Source organism: Nitrosomonas sp. (assembly GCF_020852615.1).
In the GTDB taxonomy this organism is placed as follows: domain Bacteria; phylum Pseudomonadota; class Gammaproteobacteria; order Burkholderiales; family Nitrosomonadaceae; genus Nitrosomonas.
The window spans coordinates 49,312-66,631 of record NZ_JADZAJ010000009.1; the positions used below are offsets into that span (position 1 = coordinate 49,312).

18 protein-coding genes are annotated in these 17,320 nt (G+C 49.6%); 7 read left to right on the forward strand and 11 right to left on the reverse strand.

Features of this window, described 5'->3' with window-relative positions; all coding sequences use genetic code 11:
• Positions 1-41: 41 nt before the first annotated feature.
• The 3 genes from IT527_RS01245 to rpsO all read right to left on the reverse strand — a co-directional run bounded on the left by IT527_RS01245 (position 42) and on the right by rpsO (position 4,099).
• Positions 42-1,061: a DUF481 domain-containing protein gene (locus IT527_RS01245; RefSeq protein ID WP_292965387.1), complete on the reverse strand. Its 1,020-nt coding sequence runs from the start codon at positions 1,059-1,061 to the stop codon at positions 42-44.
• A gap of 450 nt (positions 1,062-1,511) precedes the next feature.
• Entirely contained in the window at positions 1,512-3,635 is a 2,124-nt protein-coding gene (pnp, locus tag IT527_RS01250) for a polyribonucleotide nucleotidyltransferase (RefSeq protein ID WP_292965390.1), read from the reverse strand.
• 194 nt (positions 3,636-3,829) lie between these two features.
• Positions 3,830-4,099, reverse strand: coding sequence for a 30S ribosomal protein S15 (gene rpsO, locus IT527_RS01255; RefSeq protein ID WP_292965394.1), 270 nt, complete (start codon positions 4,097-4,099; stop codon positions 3,830-3,832).
• 291 nt (positions 4,100-4,390) lie between these two features.
• Between rpsO and IT527_RS01260 the strand changes: the two genes are divergently transcribed.
• The 5 genes from IT527_RS01260 to IT527_RS01280 are packed head-to-tail and all read left to right on the forward strand — an operon-like array spanning position 4,391 to position 8,738.
• Positions 4,391-5,551 carry a cysteine desulfurase family protein gene (locus tag IT527_RS01260; protein ID WP_292965396.1) on the forward strand — a complete coding sequence of 387 codons (1,161 nt, stop codon included), beginning with the start codon at positions 4,391-4,393 and terminating at the stop codon, positions 5,549-5,551.
• Positions 5,552-5,572: 21 nt separating this feature from the next.
• Entirely contained in the window at positions 5,573-6,403 is an 831-nt protein-coding gene (locus IT527_RS01265; protein WP_292965399.1) for a phosphocholine cytidylyltransferase family protein, read from the forward strand.
• A gap of 15 nt (positions 6,404-6,418) precedes the next feature.
• Positions 6,419-6,892 (forward strand): HIT family protein, encoded by a 474-nt coding sequence (locus IT527_RS01270; protein WP_292965402.1) that lies wholly within the window; start codon positions 6,419-6,421, stop codon positions 6,890-6,892.
• Positions 6,882-7,961 (forward strand): fatty acid desaturase, encoded by a 1,080-nt coding sequence (locus IT527_RS01275; RefSeq protein WP_292965405.1) that lies wholly within the window; start codon positions 6,882-6,884, stop codon positions 7,959-7,961. The genes IT527_RS01270 and IT527_RS01275 overlap by 11 nt, the downstream gene beginning before the upstream one ends.
• A gap of 45 nt (positions 7,962-8,006) precedes the next feature.
• Positions 8,007-8,738: a 2,3-bisphosphoglycerate-dependent phosphoglycerate mutase gene (locus tag IT527_RS01280; RefSeq protein ID WP_292965408.1), complete on the forward strand. Its 732-nt coding sequence runs from the start codon at positions 8,007-8,009 to the stop codon at positions 8,736-8,738.
• 44 nt (positions 8,739-8,782) lie between these two features.
• Here the strand turns inward: IT527_RS01280 and IT527_RS01285 are convergent, their stop codons facing one another.
• The 6 genes from IT527_RS01285 to IT527_RS01310 form a co-directional block, all read right to left on the reverse strand.
• Positions 8,783-9,469 carry a DUF6781 family protein gene (locus IT527_RS01285; RefSeq protein WP_292965411.1) on the reverse strand — a complete coding sequence of 229 codons (687 nt, stop codon included), beginning with the start codon at positions 9,467-9,469 and terminating at the stop codon, positions 8,783-8,785.
• 46 nt (positions 9,470-9,515) lie between these two features.
• On the reverse strand, positions 9,516-10,829 hold the full coding sequence (gene serS, locus IT527_RS01290; RefSeq protein WP_292965414.1) for a serine--tRNA ligase: 1,314 nt from the start codon (positions 10,827-10,829) through the stop codon (positions 9,516-9,518).
• A 166-nt stretch (positions 10,830-10,995) separates the two neighbouring features.
• Entirely contained in the window at positions 10,996-11,520 is a 525-nt protein-coding gene (locus tag IT527_RS01295) for an adenine phosphoribosyltransferase (protein WP_292965417.1), read from the reverse strand.
• Positions 11,521-11,585: 65 nt separating this feature from the next.
• Positions 11,586-12,068 carry a YbhB/YbcL family Raf kinase inhibitor-like protein gene (locus tag IT527_RS01300; protein WP_292965419.1) on the reverse strand — a complete coding sequence of 161 codons (483 nt, stop codon included), beginning with the start codon at positions 12,066-12,068 and terminating at the stop codon, positions 11,586-11,588.
• Between the two features lie 152 nt (positions 12,069-12,220).
• Positions 12,221-12,832 carry a hypothetical protein gene (locus IT527_RS01305; RefSeq protein ID WP_292965422.1) on the reverse strand — a complete coding sequence of 204 codons (612 nt, stop codon included), beginning with the start codon at positions 12,830-12,832 and terminating at the stop codon, positions 12,221-12,223.
• 228 nt (positions 12,833-13,060) lie between these two features.
• The gene (locus IT527_RS01310) at positions 13,061-13,510 is read right to left on the reverse strand and encodes an NUDIX hydrolase (protein ID WP_292965425.1); all 450 of its coding nucleotides are present in this window, start codon (positions 13,508-13,510) and stop codon (positions 13,061-13,063) included.
• Positions 13,511-13,657: 147 nt separating this feature from the next.
• Between IT527_RS01310 and IT527_RS01315 the strand changes: the two genes are divergently transcribed.
• Positions 13,658-14,383, forward strand: a complete 726-nt coding sequence (locus IT527_RS01315) for a glycosyltransferase (protein WP_292965428.1) — start codon at positions 13,658-13,660, stop codon at positions 14,381-14,383.
• Positions 14,384-14,414: 31 nt separating this feature from the next.
• Here IT527_RS01315 and IT527_RS01320 read toward each other — a convergent pair whose 3' ends face one another.
• The gene (locus tag IT527_RS01320; RefSeq protein WP_292965431.1) at positions 14,415-14,687 is read right to left on the reverse strand and encodes a Rho-binding antiterminator; all 273 of its coding nucleotides are present in this window, start codon (positions 14,685-14,687) and stop codon (positions 14,415-14,417) included.
• Positions 14,688-15,131: 444 nt separating this feature from the next.
• Here IT527_RS01320 and IT527_RS01325 point away from each other — a divergent pair, with 444 nt between their 5' ends.
• Complete coding sequence (locus IT527_RS01325; protein ID WP_292965434.1) at positions 15,132-16,046, forward strand: nidogen-like domain-containing protein; 915 nt, start codon at positions 15,132-15,134, stop codon at positions 16,044-16,046.
• A gap of 537 nt (positions 16,047-16,583) precedes the next feature.
• On the opposite strand, the gene IT527_RS01330 is transcribed toward IT527_RS01325, so the two are convergent.
• Complete coding sequence (locus IT527_RS01330; RefSeq protein ID WP_292965437.1) at positions 16,584-17,318, reverse strand: response regulator transcription factor; 735 nt, start codon at positions 17,316-17,318, stop codon at positions 16,584-16,586.
• Between the last annotated feature and the right edge of the window lie 2 nt (positions 17,319-17,320).

A 17,320-nucleotide genomic window follows, 5' to 3' on the forward strand; every position in this document is an offset into this window, starting at 1 on the left:
CGGACTGACAGTCAGGCGATCAGACAATCAATGTTCTGAAATCAGAATCCGTAACCGATATTGAACAGGTAACGGGTATCAAACTTCTCCTTGCCAGGCGCAGGTCTGCTGAAATAATCCACTTGTATCTCATTAACAATCTGGAATCCGTACCATAGTGGCACACGAATGCCGGTGCGAGTGCGGATGAAGAGATCGCTGGCAGCCAGCCCTTCATGCATGTGAAAAAGCTGCACGGCTCTGTTCCAGAACCATTGATCATAACGGGTGGACCAGCGACCGGCTACATTGCTTCTATCCTTTATCCGGCTGCATGCACCGGGATCGGCAGGAAGCCTTTTCTGGCACTGATACGGATAGTCATAAAAGTCGACGTTAACATAATCCGGGCCGGCCTCGATGGATAAATTAAGATCATCCGTTGCAAAAATCTGGTAACCGGCACCAATACCGAATGCTGACCGCAATTTGATGTCCTGGAGGCGGTCATTGGTAAACAGGCCATGTGCGTACCCGTACCACTGATCGTTGATGAAATGCGCATAATCTCCGTACAGCTGGAAGTTGCGTGCATTGAGCACGGTTTCCTTGCTGCCGCTGGAATCCCTTGATTTACTGTCCGCGTAATTAAACTGCCCCCCGAAAGAAACCCGGTCATCCCGTCCTCTGACGATAAGATCGGTATTCAGGTTGTAGGACTGACGTTGTGTATTTCCGGAAAATATCGCACCACCCGCATTGATCTGACCGGAAAAGAATTTTTTATTGATTTCAGCAATTTCTGACAGAGGAATCGGCTCAGACTGATAGACCCCTTCCTTTCTGATTTTCAGTGTATTGTCCGGAGAGGTTTCTGTAACGCCTGTCATTTCCTCCTTGTTTTTAAACGTCAGTAATACAGGCTGATTCGTACTGAAACTTTCGATCGCACTCCACTTGACTGATATTTTGTCTGAATAGTCGGTTTTGATTTCAAGCGTACTGCCAGTTTTATTGATGATTGTTCCTGTAATTCTGTCGCCATTTTTAAGCAGTATTTCATCGGCTTTGGCTGTCAGCATAAAGGGAAGCAGGCATATGAGCAACACAATTGGTAATTTTATTTTCATTTTCGCTATTTTGTTGTTGGAGTGATCCTGATACGTGATTTTAGGCGGAATATGACTGATGAATGCGAGTTAAACGTTAAGACTTTATCAGACAAAATCTGTTTTCGGAAATAAAAAATCCGGAGGGTGGCTGGTTCTTTGCCTGCAGGATTTGTTTACAGCAGTTTACCGTGTTGTGATACTGGAGATGAAAGGAGTGGAAAAAAATCAGGGCTCGTAGAGAGGATTCCCGGAGGGTCTGATAATAACTCTCTGCTGATGACGGATTGTAAGGTCAGGGAGGGGAAGGCTTCCCGGAGATATTTTTCCTGACCCTGAACAGGGTGGCTGTAATCTCCGGGATATCCGGAAACAGATGAATCAGAATTTACTGACCGGGTGGTTTATTGAGAAAGTAGCAACCTATTTCTCAGTATTTTCTGAATTATCTGCGGTTTCTGCAGCAATATTGGCTGCTTTCATGCTAAGTCTAAGCCGACCTTTCTCATCTGCTTCCAGTACTTTGACACGTACGATCTGTCCTTCCTTAAGATGATCCGCAACACTTTCGACACGTTCGTTAGCAATCTGAGAAATATGGAGAAGACCATCTTTGCCAGGTAAAACGCTGACAATGGCACCGAAATCTAACAGTTTAAGTACGGTTCCTTCGTAAATTCTGCCAACTTCAACATCTGCGGTAATATCCTCGATGCGCTTCTTCGCCTGCTCCCCTCCTTCGCTGCTGACGCAGGCAATTGTTACGGAGCCGTCATCCGTTATGTCAATAGTCGTTCCGGTTTCTTCGGTCAGTGCGCGTATTACTGCGCCTCCTTTACCAATGACATCACGGATTTTTTCCGGATTGATTTTGAATTTAATAATGCGCGGAGCATGGGCCGAGATATTTTCCCTTGCGATCGGGAGGGATTGTTTCATGATTTCCAGGATATGCAGCCGCCCTTCTTTTGCCTGGAGCAATGCAACCCGCATGATTTCCTTTGTGATTCCCTGGATTTTGATATCCATCTGCAGAGCGGTGATGCCGTGCTCGGTACCTGCCACCTTGAAGTCCATATCACCCAGATGATCTTCGTCACCGAGAATGTCCGTCAGTACAGCAAACCGGTTTCCTTCCTTGATCAGACCCATTGCGATACCGGCCACGTGCGCTTTCAGAGGTACACCCGCATCCATGAGTGAGAGGCACCCGCCACAGACGGAAGCCATTGAGCTTGAGCCGTTTGATTCGGTCACTTCCGAAACTACACGCATGGAATAACCGAATTCTTCCACAGGCGGTATAACTGCGAGCAGTGCACGTTTGGCCAAGCGTCCGTGGCCGATTTCACGCCGTTTCGGTGTTCCCACTCTACCGGTTTCGCCTGTGGCGAAAGGCGGCATATTGTAGTGAAGCATGAAGCGCTCGGAATAATCTCCCTGGAGTGCATCGATTTTCTGTTCGTCGCGTGCGGTTCCCAGCGTGGTGACAGCAAGTGCCTGTGTTTCACCGCGCGTGAACAGTGCAGAGCCGTGGGTACGGGGCAACACGCCATGGCGAATTGTGATTGGGCGAACAGTGCGAGTCCCGCGACCATCAATCCGGGATTCACCATCAAGAATACTGTTACGCACTATTCTGGCTTCCAGTGCAAAACCAATTTCTCTGACCGCCTGTTCACCGGGGCCATCTTCCGTACCAGCTTTCAATTCGGTAAAGACTCGCTGCCAGATTTCGCCAATAGCCTCGGTTCTGGCTGATTTCTGTTTTATCCGGAATGCATTGCGTAAATCGGCTTCTGCCAGTTGAGTCACTTTCTCGATCAGTGATAAATCTTTTTCAGCCGGCTGCCAGTCCCAGGCAGTTACACCTGTTTCATCAGCCAGTTCGTTGATCATGCTGATCACCTGCTGCATTTGGTCATGTCCGTAGGTTACGGCACCAAGCATGATATCTTCGGAAAGCTCATTGGCTTCTGATTCGACCATCAGCACAGCTTTCTGTGTGCCTGCCACCACGAGGTTGAGCTGGGATTCCCTGAGCTGGGTGGTGGTGGGATTAAGAATGTATTCGTTATTGATATAGCCTATGCGTGCTGCACCGATAGGGCCATCGAAAGGGATGCCGGAGAGTGTCAGTGCTGCAGAGGCACCGATCACTGCAGGGATGTCAGCATCGATCTCAGTATCGGATGACAGTACCATCGCAACAATTTGTACTTCGTTATAAAAACTGTCAGGAAAAAGTGGACGTATTGGGCGGTCGATCAGCCGGGATGTCAGTGTTTCTTTTTCAGAAGGACGACCTTCGCGTTTGAAGAAACTGCCTGGAATACGGCCAGCGGAATAAAATTTCTCCTGGTAATCTACGGTGAGAGGGAAGAAATCCTGCCCGGGTTTGGCTTTTTTGTCACCTACTACAGTTACCAGCACAACCGTTTCATCCATGGAAACCATGACTGCACCATGTGCCTGTTTGGCAATTTCTCCAGTTTCAATGGTGAGCGTATGGCGCCCGTAGGTTATGCTTTTTTTTATTGGTTTCAATTAGTAATCCTTCTTTGGTCAAGTCTTGCTCAAGATTAACTACAGATTAACTACAAAGTCGCATTCAACTGCGGAGAGCCGGGGTTGTTCGGTTTCGCGTGAGGATGCTCAACCGGGCAGGTTTTACAGCTTCGCAGTTATCTGCGACAGTTCGACGGGGAGTCTGGTCGTACGCTCCCCGCCAGATCCATTCCTTATTTCCTTAAACCGAGCCGTTCGATCAAAGTCCGATAGCCGTCGTTATTTTTTGATTTCAGATAATCCAGTAATTTGCGCCGGCGGCTAACCATGCGCAACAGGCCGCGGCGTGAGTGATGATCCTTGACATGTTCCTTGAAATGATTAACCAGATCATTGATCCTGGCCGTCAGAAGGGCGACTTGCACCTCCGGCGAACCCGTATCTCCTGCTACCCTTTGATAATCCCGCATGACCTGACTTTTTCGATCAGTTGTTACCGCCATTTACGTTCCTCTGCTTGAAAATTGATCCATGTACTTAACTAGCCGGCGATTTTACTCTTTAATGAAAATCTTGCCAAATCAAATCAAGGTATTGGAATGAGCTAATTTTTGCGTTACGAATGAATTGTGTCATTTTGATACACTCACACTCAATTTGACGCAAGTATCCTGGAGAACATATCCGTCACTGGTGATTTTCAATATACTCACCCTTTATTGTCGTCAGCAGCAGAATTTTGCCGGGTGTGACGCCTGGTACATTTATTTTATCCTGCCGGTGTATCTTATCCCATGACCCAAGTCTATTTTGATCATAATGCCACCACCAGGGTGGATGACGCTGTTCTGGATGCGATGCTGCCTTATTTCCGGGAGCATTACGGTAATGCATCCAGCGGTCACTCTTTTGGGCTGATAGCTCGCCGGGCGATTAATCGTGCACGTGAGCAGGTGGCACAGGCTGCAGGTGCCAGTCCGGCCCAGGTGATTTTTACCAGCGGCGGCACAGAGGCGAATAATCTGTTTATTCGTGGTGTATCAGACAGTCTGAAACCTTCTGTACTGGCAGTTAGTGCGATTGAGCATCCCTGCGTCATTCGTCCGGCACAAGCCCTGGCAAGGAAACGAGATGAGAAATGGCAGCTGCATTATCTGGCTGTGAATGCGGCAGGGCAGGTAAAAGTAAGTGAAGCTGCTGCTGTTTTTGCCACAACCCGCCCCGCGATGGTTTCAGTGATGTTTGCAAATAACGAAACCGGAGTGATACAGGATATTGCTTCGATCGCTGAGGCAGCCAGAGCACAAGGCAGCTGGATACACACAGATGCCGTACAGGCGTTTGGTAAAATCCCGGTGAATTTTACCGGGTTGGGTGTGCATGCTCTGACGTTGTCAGCGCATAAAATTTATGGACCCAAGGGAGCTGCGGCATTGATCGTTGATCCGCGCTTACCCCTCAAACCGATTATTGATGGCGGAGGGCATGAGAACGGATTGCGCTCCGGTACTGAGAATGTGCCGGCGATCGTGGGGTTTGGTATCGCTTGTGAACTTGCCGCATCAAAAATGGTGGAATCTGCGGCAAAAACAGCAGCACTGCGTAACCATCTGGAGCAGGGTTTGCTGGCGGCGGGTGCTACAGTATTTGGATTGGATGCCCTCCGTTTGCCCAATACCTGTTATTTTGCGCTGCCGGATATTGAAGGAGATACGCTGGTGGTTCGTCTGGATAAAAAGGGATTTGCCGTTGCCAGCGGGGCCGCCTGTTCCAGTGCAACACCAGGTAAAAGTCATGTGCTGGAAGCAATGAATGTGCCGCCCATTCTGGCACGGTGTGCGGTGCGCGTCAGTCTGGGGCCGGATAACACCTCAGCAGAGGTGGATGCGTTTCTTACAGCGGTCAGACATATCGTGGATGAGTTGAAGGCAATGAACGCACTTTTTAACGTGTGAATATAAAGAGGGAAAGAGTAATTGAATAAACCCGAGGTTGGAGATGATGAGCAGGCGGATGATTTTCCCGCCAAAGCGATCATTCTGAGCGCAGGGCAGGGCAGGCGACTGTTACCTCTGACAGAAAATACACCCAAATGCCTGCTGCCGGTATCAGGTAAGCCGGTCATTGCATGGCAGATAGATGCGTTACTGGCAAATGGCATCAGAGAGATTGTGATTGTGGCTGGTTTTCAGATTGCTAAAGTGGAGGCGCTGATTGCTGAACACTATCATGATTATTCGAACATCAGGGTTTTGTTTAATCCCTTTTATGAAGTGGCGGATAACCTTGCCAGCTGCTGGATCGCGCGTAACGAAATGCATGCCGGTTTTCTGTTGCTCAATGGAGATACATTGCTGGGAGGTAATCTGCTGTCGGGCTTGCTGCATACACAAGTAATGCCAATTACGCTGTGTATCGATTTCAAGCCGGAATTTGATGATGATGATATGAAGGTGCAGCTTGGTTTACAGGGGCAGGTCAGGCAGGTCAGTAAAAAGCTGTCTGCTGAGGAAACCGATGCGGAATCCATCGGCCTGATTCGTTTCAGCAGAAAAGGTGCCCGGTTTTTCCGTGAAGCCGTAGAGCAGGCACTGCGTGAACCGGAGAAGCTCGGATCATGGTATCTGGCAATCATCAGTGCATTGGCCGGGCAAGGAATAGTAAACAGCTATTCTGTTGCCGGGAGTCACTGGTGTGAAATCGACTTCATTCAGGATTTACAGAAAGCGGAAAGCTGTTTTACCCGTGAAGAAGCAGATACGGCGGATCAATCCCGGTCTGGCCAGCTATTTCAGATGCCCGGGTGATCCGGAGGAAAAGCCATGAGTGTGGAAATATTTAATGGCACCATGCAAAAATTTGGTGCACCAGATACAGTTATCTGCCAGTTTAAATACTGGAGCGTGCTGCTGCGCCCGGCTCAGCTTACCCTGGGTGCTTTGGTTCTGGTTGCGCATGAACCGGTACAAAGCTTTTCTGCTTTGAGCAGCGTCAGTTTTGCAGAACTGCAGATAGTGACTGGCAAAGTCGACTCCGCTCTGAAAAAAACCTTTCAGTATGACAAGCTGAATTATCTGATGTTGATGATGGTTGATCCTGATGTCCATTTTCATGTTATCCCCCGCTATGCACAGGCCAGGGAATTTGCCGGCAAAGTTTTTTATGATGCCGGCTGGCCGGGTGTGCCTGATTTCAGCAAAATCAATGAAACCGGTAAAGAGATGAACCAGCAGATAATCAGTCAGCTGATCTCCTGCCGGGAATTTTCCCGGGAAACAGGTTGCCATGGCGGATAACGCAACCCGGGCTCCATCTCAAATCGAGTTCCCGTTATACGAAGCACGTGCATTGGTACGTGACCTGATGACACCCGATCCTAAAATTTACTGGGTGGATTTTCTGTTTCATATTGTGCTGGGTTGGGCGGCTTTTGCCACAGCGCTTCATGCATCGTGGCTTTCCGGCTGGCAGATATTGTCTTATTGCGTGGCAGTATTAGCATTTTACCGTGCTGCCATTTTTATCCACGAGCTGGTTCATTTCGAACGCGGTACATTCAGACTGTTCCGGCTGGTATGGAACCTGGCTTGCGGTATCCCCTTCATGATTCCATCGTTTACCTATGATGGTGTGCATTACGATCACCATAAACCCGGGATTTACGGTACCAGTAAGGATGGGGAGTATCTCCCCTTTGCCACACAGCATCCATTGGGGCTGGTGGGGTATGTGCTGCTTTCGCTGATACTGCCGCTGCTGCTGGTAACGCGATTTTTATTGTTGACCCCGATTTCATATCTGATTCCGTCATTACGAAAAACGGTCTGGGAGCGTGCTTCTTCAATGACGATCAATCCTGCTTATATTCGTCAGCCGGATGCTGTCCGCAATGATCGTTACTGGCAAATACAGGAACTGGCAGCTTTCTTGTTTGCAGCGACTGTTGTAAGCAGCGTGGCACTGGGAAAGCTGTCCTGTCAGGTATTGCTGCTCTGGTATGCGGTTGTTGTTGCGATCTTTATTCTGAATTCGCTGCGTACACTGGCCGCCCACGCTTATCGCCATGAGGGGGATGACAGCCTGACACTGGTCGGGCAGTATCTGGATTCGGTCAATATCCCCGGTAATTTTCTGACTGCATTATGGGCCCCGGTCGGGTTGCGCTACCACGCCACACATCACCTTTTCATGAGCCTGCCCTACCATAACCTGGGGAAAGCACACCGGCGGCTTGTGCGGGAGTTGAGTCAGAAAGAGCTGATTATGCAAACCAACCGTAACGGCTTGTGGCATGCGCTCAGGCAAATCTGGCGGGAAGCCGCCACAGCAACCGTAACCAAAACAACGCATAAGGCGGATAACTGACGTGGCTGTAGTGCCCTTCCTGTTTCAGAAAAACCGCAACCGCTTGTGAATAAGCCTCAGGAATTAACCCGGCTGGTATTACTTCGCCATGGGCAAAGTGTCTGGAATCAGAAACGGCGTTTTACGGGGTGGGGGGATGTTGCACTGAGCCTGCAAGGTGAAGCAGAAGCCAGAAGGGCGGGCCGATTACTCAAACAGGCGGATTTTACATTTGATGCCTGTTTTTGCTCGGAGTTAAGGCGCGCTAACGATACACTTGCTTCCGTGCAGCTGGAAATGGGGTTGCCTCAACTTCCGACATACCGGACCTGGCGGCTGAATGAACGTCATTACGGTGCACTGGAAGGTATGCGCCCCTGGGCTGCCGTCTGCAGGTTTGGTATCTGGCCGGTGCTGAAAACCCAGATAGGGTTCGATACCGTTCCTCCTTTGCTGACACTGGACGATCCACGGGCACCCGTGAACCAGCCGCGCTACAGAGCGGTTGATCGTGCGCAACTTCCGCTGGCGGAAAGCATGCAACAGGCACTGGAGCGGGTAAAGCCTTTCTGGGAGGAAACCGTTGTGCCGGAGATAATGCAGGGGAAACGTTTACTGATTGTTTCGCACCAGGGGCTTCTGAAACTGCTGGTTATGCAACTGGAAGGACTGACAGGCGCACAGGTGATGCGCCTGTCGATTGCAACTGCCCGCCCGCTCTGTTATGAGCTGGATAACGCACTCAAACCGGTAAAGCGTTACTATTTGTCGGAACAGAACGGCGCTCAAGATCTTTAACTCAGCCGATTCAGCTCAAACCGCGGCCCAAACCGGGAAGTAGGTTACTTGTTATCCCGGTTGGTTTGATGGGTAATGCCGGATAAAACCCCGGTAGAAATCTTGTACAGAAGATCTGCCGTTGTTTGTGTGAGCTTTATTCCCGCCTCAAATTGCGCACGTCCGGTCGATGCCATCTGATGCGCAAAAACAGCCAGCGTATCTTTAAGTTGCGTACCGACTGCGGTACCGTTGTGTTGCGCATGCACCAGTAAGTCCTTCAGCGTTTCTGCAATTAAACCCTGTGTGGCCGTGGCTGCATGTTTTAACGTATCCAGAAATACGCCTTCCAGGTCTTTGAGGTCTGCCTGAGTTTTGGTCAATTCACTGTCAGAAAACTGCTTTGCCTTGCTTGCCGCCTCTTCCAAAGCCAGTTTGGAGGCACCGGCCAGTTGCGCAAAAGCGGTATCCAGTCCGCTGACTGCCTGGCTGATTTGGGATTGTGCTGCCTGAGATTGCTCGCCGGCTTGAGTCATTTTCTGCTGAGCTCCTTCTTGTGCACCTTTCACAACTGCGGTGGCGATCTGTTTCAGGGATTCAATATCCAGACCGTTGGAATGTATTGCCTTGAGTGTGAGACTCCTGACAGCACTCTCAACATCACCGCCATGCGTGATTGCTTCCCTGACATCTGCAGTAAGCTGGGCGACATCTTTTTCCGGTTGGGGGGCACCCTGATTATTGTTTTGCATCAGAAATCTCCTTTACGAATGGTTAATACTGGCAAATACAGTGTGATTATAGGCTGATCCGTTCAATACCACCCATATAAGCCCGTAAAATTTCCGGGATGGTGACACTGCCATCTTCATTCTGATAGTTCTCCAGAACGGCTACCAGTGTTCGTCCAACAGCCAGCCCGGAGCCATTGAGCGTATGCAGCAGTTCCGGCTTATCCTGTCCCTTGCGGAAACGTGCCTGCATGCGCCGTGCCTGGAATGCTTCACAGTTGCTGCACGAAGAAATTTCCCGGTAGGTCTGCTGTGCGGGCAGCCATACTTCGATATCGTAAGTCCTGGCGGCTGAGAATCCCATATCACCGGTGCACAGCAGCATGACGCGATAGGGCAGTTCGAGCTTCCGGAGAATTTTCTCGGCATGACCTACCAGCGACTCCAGTGCTTCGTAAGATTTTTCCGGATGGGTGATCTGCACCAGCTCGACTTTATCGAACTGGTGCTGGCGGATCAATCCGCGCGTATCCCGGCCGTAACTTCCGGCTTCAGAGCGGAAACAGGGGGTGTGGGCGACAAACTGAAGCGGGAGGGTTTCAAGTGGAACAATCGTATTCCGGACAATATTAGTCAGCGGGACTTCAGCAGTCGGAATGAGATGCAGCGCTGCAGGGCTGGCTTTGTCCGGATTATCCGGTGATTCCTGAGCGCTGGTCTGGACAGCAAAAAGATCCTGTTCAAATTTTGGTAACTGCCCGGTTCCGCGCAAACTGTCGGCATTGACCAGATAAGGTACATAAACCTCGCTGTAGCCATTTTCCCGGGTATGCGTATCGAGCATGAATTGTGCAAGAGCGCGATGCAGCTGTGCCACCCCCCCTTTCAGCAGACTGAAGCGTGCACCACTCAGCTTTGCTGCTGTTTCAAAATCAATCAGTTTGAGGTGTTCCCCAATGCTGGCGTGATCTTTGACAGGAAAATCAAATATTTTGGGCGTTCCCCAGCGTCGTATTTCCTGGTTATCGTTTGCATCCCTGCCGGTGGGAACACCGTCATGCGGCAGATTGGGCACTTCCAGCAATAACTGCTGCAATCTGGTTTGAATGGTTTCGAGCTGGTTTTCTGCCTGCTTGAGCGCATCTCCCATGCTGGCCACTTCAGCCATGATGGTGCTGACATCTTCGCCCTGCTGTTTGGCGATACCAATTTGTTTTGAGGCAGAATTGCGTTTTGCCTGTAGTGTCTGAGTCAACGTTTGAACGGATTTTCGCTGGCTTTCCAGATGTTCAAAATCCGCCAGGGGAAATTCATAACCGCGCCGGGCAAGGCGGGTAATCGTGTTTTGCAGGTCACTACGTAACTGTTGGATATCTAGCATGAAAACGGGCTCCACGGCAGCCGGCAGGCCGGATTGATATATAAATACGCTGTTAAGAAAAACTGTTTCAGGAATGCCGCCAGCAGAGAGGGCGGTTAAAGCAGCGTTGCAGATATTAGCACTGCAGCGGTTTTTTATGACTGGAAATAGCGGTCAGCAGCGTTGCCTAATCTTCAAAACTGCAGAGCGAGAACAACTGATAGCCCTGCTGCCGCAGCCGCCTGCTTCCTCCTGCATTGGGCAGATCGATCACAACGCAACATTCAACCACGCTTCCCCCTGTTTCCCGGATCAGTCTGATGGCGGCTTCCATTGTTCCGCCGGTTGCCATCAGGTCATCAATGAGCAGTACACGATCCTCTTTGTCAATCGCATCCACGTGAATCTCGACCTTGTCGAAACCATATTCCAGCTGATAATCGCAACCGATGGTTTCGGCGGGTAATTTACCCTGTTTGCGGATAGGGACGAATCCGGCACCCAGCGCGTAGGCGACAGGTGCGCCAATAATGAAGCCGCGTGATTCAATTCCGGCAACCTTGCTGATTTTTTCTTTCTGGTAACGCTGGACAATTTCCTCAATTGTAGTGCGCAGCCCAACCGGATCCTTCAAAAGGGTGGTGATATCCCGGAACATAATGCCTTTGCGGGGGTAATGCGGGATGGTGCGGATACGTGATTTGATCGACATATATATGGAAAATGGCAGGCTAAACTGGGGCAGGAGTCATTTTAACCATGATTCCTGTTGCAGGTTCAGGCATTGTCAGGGCGGCGATACAAACCAATCAGCTCAGTCCGGGCAATAATATGTTCTTGCATGGCTTTTTCCAGAACAGCTTTGGTTGGCCTGTTTAAGTCGGGTAACAGGGTATCCAGGGCATACAGTTTGTGAAAATAACGATGTATCCCGATCGGTGGACAGGGTCCGCCGTAGCCGGTTCTGCCCCAGTCATTTATTCCTTCAAGTGTGCCTGCCGGTAATTCTCCGGTAATGACATTTTCAGGCAGCTTGCTGACATTTGGTGGGATGTTGTAAAGAATCCAGTGTACCCACGTCATTTTGGGTGCTTGCGGATCGGGCGCATCCGGATCATCAACAATCAGGACCAGGCTCTTTGTATTTTCGGGTAATCCGGTCCAGAAAAGTGCAGGTGACAAATCCTCATCGTCACAGGTGTGACGAATCGGAATCCAGCCCTGATGGGGAAAAGACGGGGATGTTAAATGCAGAGCCATTTTTTCTCTCTGGTTACACCTGCAGGATAGGGTTACCGGCATGTTTTACGTGTGCCGTGAATAACTGCTTTAGGGAATTTCAGGTGTGTGAAGCATGCGGCGTTGTTCAGAAAATATGGCCTGCATGCTTCAATGCAGCCGATCTGTTGGGATTAGGCGTTTGCCGCTTTTTTCGAGCGTACAAAAATGTAGCCGCCAACACCTGCCACAACAGCAAGCAGAATAATCTCTAACGTACCGAAACTGGATCCGTGATCGTGATCACCACCGCCACCAACATGAAGCGGTACTGTTACAGCAGTTTTAGCCTTGCCGGCACTGTCTTCGGTTTCAAGGTGAATGTTGTACTGACCAAGATGTTCGAGGTTGGCTGCAACAACAATAATGCCGGATGTGTACTTTTCAGCAGGCATATACAGCACTTCATGTGCACCATGCTCGCTGTTCTCATGACCATCCATCAACACTCTCACTGCAATGGGAACCTCACGCGTTTCTGCGTTTGAGAGCTCAATAGTCATATTGATCTTGCCGGCATTGGGGATATGGTTGCAGTATGAATGCATGGGAGGAATGTTGCCTTCAGGCACTTCATAAACGCTAACCTCTACAGGGAAATCCCCATTTTCAATTTTGCATCCCCCGGCGTCATGATGTCCTTCATGCGCAAGCATGAGCTGAGCCGATGCGGGAGCTGATCCTAAAAACATTGATAATGCGAGGCATAGCCCTGCAATGTTGCTATTTCGAAGCGCCTTGTTCATATTTTCTCCACGTTATAATTTCAAGCCTTAATTCTATTCAAATCAAATAATATTTAGCCAGTTGTTTGACTTTGACCTGATCCACTCAGGCCAACGGCCATATAGCGACCGTGCAAATTGCCGCTGGATTGTATAACAAAAAACAGGGCAGGCAGTATAACGATGTATTTTTGTGACAGGATTTGCTGCCCCTGTTTTCACCGGCCCTGCTGATCTGAAAACTGTTTTTTAACCGTAATACTGCAGGATCTCCAGCGGGTAGTTTTTTCCGGCAAGGTAATCTTCAATACATTGCATTACCAGATGTGTACGATGCATGGCCTGCCTTTCCCGGATTTCATCAATACTGAGCCAGCCTGCCCGCACGATACCGGTATCGAGTTTTCTTGCCGGATCAAAGCCGGTAATTTTCCCGGAGAAGGTGAAACGCAGGTAAGTGATACCATTCGAGGCGCAGGTCCAGTGGTAAATGCCGGTCAACACTTCAGGCCGGAAAGAGTGACCGGTTTCTTCCAGCACTTCACGGCTGCATGCCTGAAGAATAGATTCACCTGCTTCCAGATGGCCGGCCGGCTGGTTGAGTTTTATCTCGGTTCCTCTTGGAATTTCTTCTACCAGCAGATATTTGCCATCCTGTTCAATTACGGCGGCAACAGTAACATTCGGTTTCCAGGTCATACGCTCAGATATGTAAAAATAGCCAGTTTTAAAGTCGGCGGAGGCTGTGGAAATGTCCGCAAGCCGTCCGCTTTTGCTGATTTCGGGGTTTTATAGTGCGCCCGACAGAGTGGGGCGGTTCAGTATTTCATCATTAAAGTAAATTTTATGCATATATCTTTCATCATTCCGGCTTTTAATGAAGCGCAACTGATTGAGCCGTGTTTACGTTCGATTGCCGATGCAGTGGCAGTCAATCAATCATATGGTTACACCCATGAGGTCATCGTGGTCGATAACAACTCGACGGATAACACCGCGCAGCTTGCGGCGCAGTCAGGGGCAAGAGTTGTGTTTGAGCCGGTTAATCATATCGCGCGTGCCAGAACAGCAGGTGCAAATGCTGCCGAAGGGGAATGGCTGGTATTCATGGACGCGGATTGCCTGATGAATGCCGGGCTGGTCACTGATATTTTTGAGCTGATCAAACAGGGAAAACATATTGGTGCAGGCAGTACACTCCGCATGCCGGGTCAGCCCTGGTGGGCAGAGATACTGCTGCGAATATGGACGCTGCTGTCAGTGCTGCTTGGCTGGGCTGCCGGGGCGCTGATCGTCTGTAATACAACCGCATTCAGGGAAGTGGAGGGATTTGATCTGACCCTGTATGCTGCGGAAGAAATCGAATTGAGCCGGAAGCTCAAGCAATATGGCCGTAAACGTAAACTCAAATTTACCATTTTGAGCACCCATCCACTCGAAACTTCCTCCAGAAAAACCCGGCTTTACAGCGGATGGGAGATTTTTGGGCAGTTTGTTCGCCTGGCTTTGTCCCCTCTGGGTTCGTTGCGTAATAAAAAGAAACTGCCGATGTGGTACGACGGCAGGCGCTGATGGCGGCTATCCCGGGAATTTTCAGAATTTTCTAGGACTCGCAGGACCCGGAAAAATCCACTTCGCTAAAGCGTGCATTCGGAGTTAACACCAGCAGTTTATCCAGTGCAATCAGCTCAACCTGTTGCGGCCCGGAGCCGGTTTCCAGCAGCAGGAATTCACGCTTTTCAGGGTCCGTCAGGACATCCTTCGTTTTTCCTTCTATAACGGATTGATCTTTCAGAATTAACCTGACCTGGTAGCCATACATGCAGGCTACTTCAATGTAATCGTGTAAATCGCAGGGAATCAGGGAATGGGCCATATTTGATGTCCGCAAATAAAAAACATGCTCCATTTTAACTGCATCCGCCAATCTGGCGGAGAGGTTTGATCAGTGCAGGCAGTTTGTCGGAATTTCTTACATTCCCTGTTATTGATCTGTTCACCATTGAAACTGCAGACAATTTCTCCCGTTTTCTGGTTTTTTTATGAGAAAAACACGTAATTTCACCCGAAAAATCGCAAAAAATTGCTTAAAGCGCACCAGAAACTGTCGGCAATTTTGACATGACATAACAGGGTATTGTCAGGGTGTCATAAATTATAATTATTATTCAGTGTGTTGTTATTGATGGCATGGAAATTGCTTGGATAATATTGGGCGCTGAGCTGCTTTCTGTTGGTTGAGGTACTCAGTGTTGCCTCTTTTTGTCCTGCCAGAGTAAATTTGATTTCTAACTGGCACAGTAATCATAGGAATAATTACATGAAAGTAAGTCTTGGTTTAATTACAACTTCAATGCTGATCGGATTACCAATGCTGGCACAGGCAGAGGTATTTACAATTCCCAAGAGCTCTCTCATACCTTCCACTACACTGTGGACAGATGACATCGGCATTTCCATAGGTAATGCACTTGTAATGACGGATGGTGGTAATGCTGCAAATGTGGGTGGCTCCAGAAATGATGATGGTTTTAGCGGACCGATCAGTTTTGAATCAGATTTCAGCGGTTTGACACTTTTTGGCACGACATACCATCAATTTTATGCCAATAACAATGGAAACATCAGTTTTGGCAATGGTATATCTGCATATACTCCGACAGGTCTGCAGGGAGCAACACAACCGGTAATATCGGCATTTTTTGCTGACGTGGATACACGCCATCCCGCCAGTGGAGTGATGTCCTTCCAGACGCGCACTACGACTGCTGGCAGTGAAGTTATTATTACCTGGCCAGGTGTGGGCTACTATAATCAGCAGGCCAGTCCGTTAAATACATTCCAGCTTGTTATACGCGAAGATGATTACGTAGTGCCTGATGGAGAGGGTCAGATTGGGTTCTTCTGGACTGCTATGGGATGGGAAGTGGGTGGTGCCAGTGGTGGAAATGGAGGTGTATGTTCAGGTACTGGTGGTATTGAAACAGATTGTGTTCCGGCTGCCGTAGGTTTTGGTGATGGGCATAGTAATGGCTATGTACTTGAGGGTTCTACTCTGAACGGGATTGCCGGCGTATTAGAGAATCACCGTTTATGGGTAAATCTTAGTGATGGTGGTGTTCCGGTCATTGACCCGGGTACAGGTGCAGTTCCGGAGCCGGGTACTTTAGCACTCCTGAGTATTGGCCTTGCAGGCTTGGGTATTAAGCGCCGCTGCAAAGCAAAAATGGCCTGATTATTATTAGCATTCGACAGATCAGTTGTCCCGATATCCTGAACAATAATCGAGAACCGGTGACGGCTCAGGGTTTTGGGACAGGCTGAGTTTCAATCGTGCTGCAGTATCAAGTGAAATTTCAACTTGAATTTCACTTGATGAATCCGGTTCACATACCCTGATTTCATTTATACGGCGGATTCCGCAGTTCGATACCTTGAATCGCGCCCGGTGTCACGTTTCTTCAATCCTTCTTTTTCTGGAACGGTCAAGCATACCGGCTGCTTGTGGTGACTGTTCGTTGTCACTCTGCCTCTTTTCCGGTAGCGGGCTTTGACACTCCGCTTCTTGCATCAATAATCGTGCTCTACGGGGTATCCCGATACGTTGAACAGCCGCTTTATTCGCCGAGACCCACAGCTGTACCCGCTGGCCTGGGCAGTCCCTTTCACTGCCGCAAGCTCCGTGTGGGACGGCCAGGCCCTAAACGGAAGTCAGCGCTTTGAGAAAGCTGACGTTCAGAATGTACTCCCGCTGCAGGTAAAGTATGTTGAGTCACTGGAGGATTACAGAGTCACATAGCTTGTAGCCAACCTTGTGCAGTGCCTTGATATATGGGGAGGCAGCTCCCGCAGCTGCAAGTTTCTTGCGTAACCGGGCGATACGCATTTCAATGGTGGCTGATGACGGTGGTTCGCCACCTGTGCCAATGATCTCGGCCAATTGCCAGCGCTCCAGCGTCTGGCCCGGGGCGCGCGCAAAGGCAGACAATAACTGCGAGTCGGCCGCCGTTAATTCCGCACTTCCACCTGGCCCGTTGAGCTGAAGTCGTCCAACATTCAGCTGCAGGTCGTGATTATGGGAAATGGGGCTGTACTTTAACCGTTTGGCCAATGAGGTGATACCAGCCATTAGTTCGTTGGGGTGCACGGGTTTGGTCAGATAAAGGTCGGCACCGCTTTCATAGCCAAGTACCTTGTCACCTATTTGCGAACGAGCTGTGGTGATTACGATCCCCGCATCTGGATGTGTGTCACGCAGGCGGCGGGTGAGGCTTAAACCATCCTCATCCGGCAGGTTCAAATCAATCACATAGACATCGGGAACGAAACCGCCTGTCATGTCATTGATTTCCTCGGCCATCGGAACGCTCCTGACATAATGCCCTTTCTGTTGCAGAAAGGCTGAAGTGGCTTCCCGCAAGTCATCGTTATCTTCGACCAGCAGTATCTTGAAGGCGAAATCTTGCATGGGCGCGGCTTTGGAAAGGTAATGGGGTGAGATCGGCATCG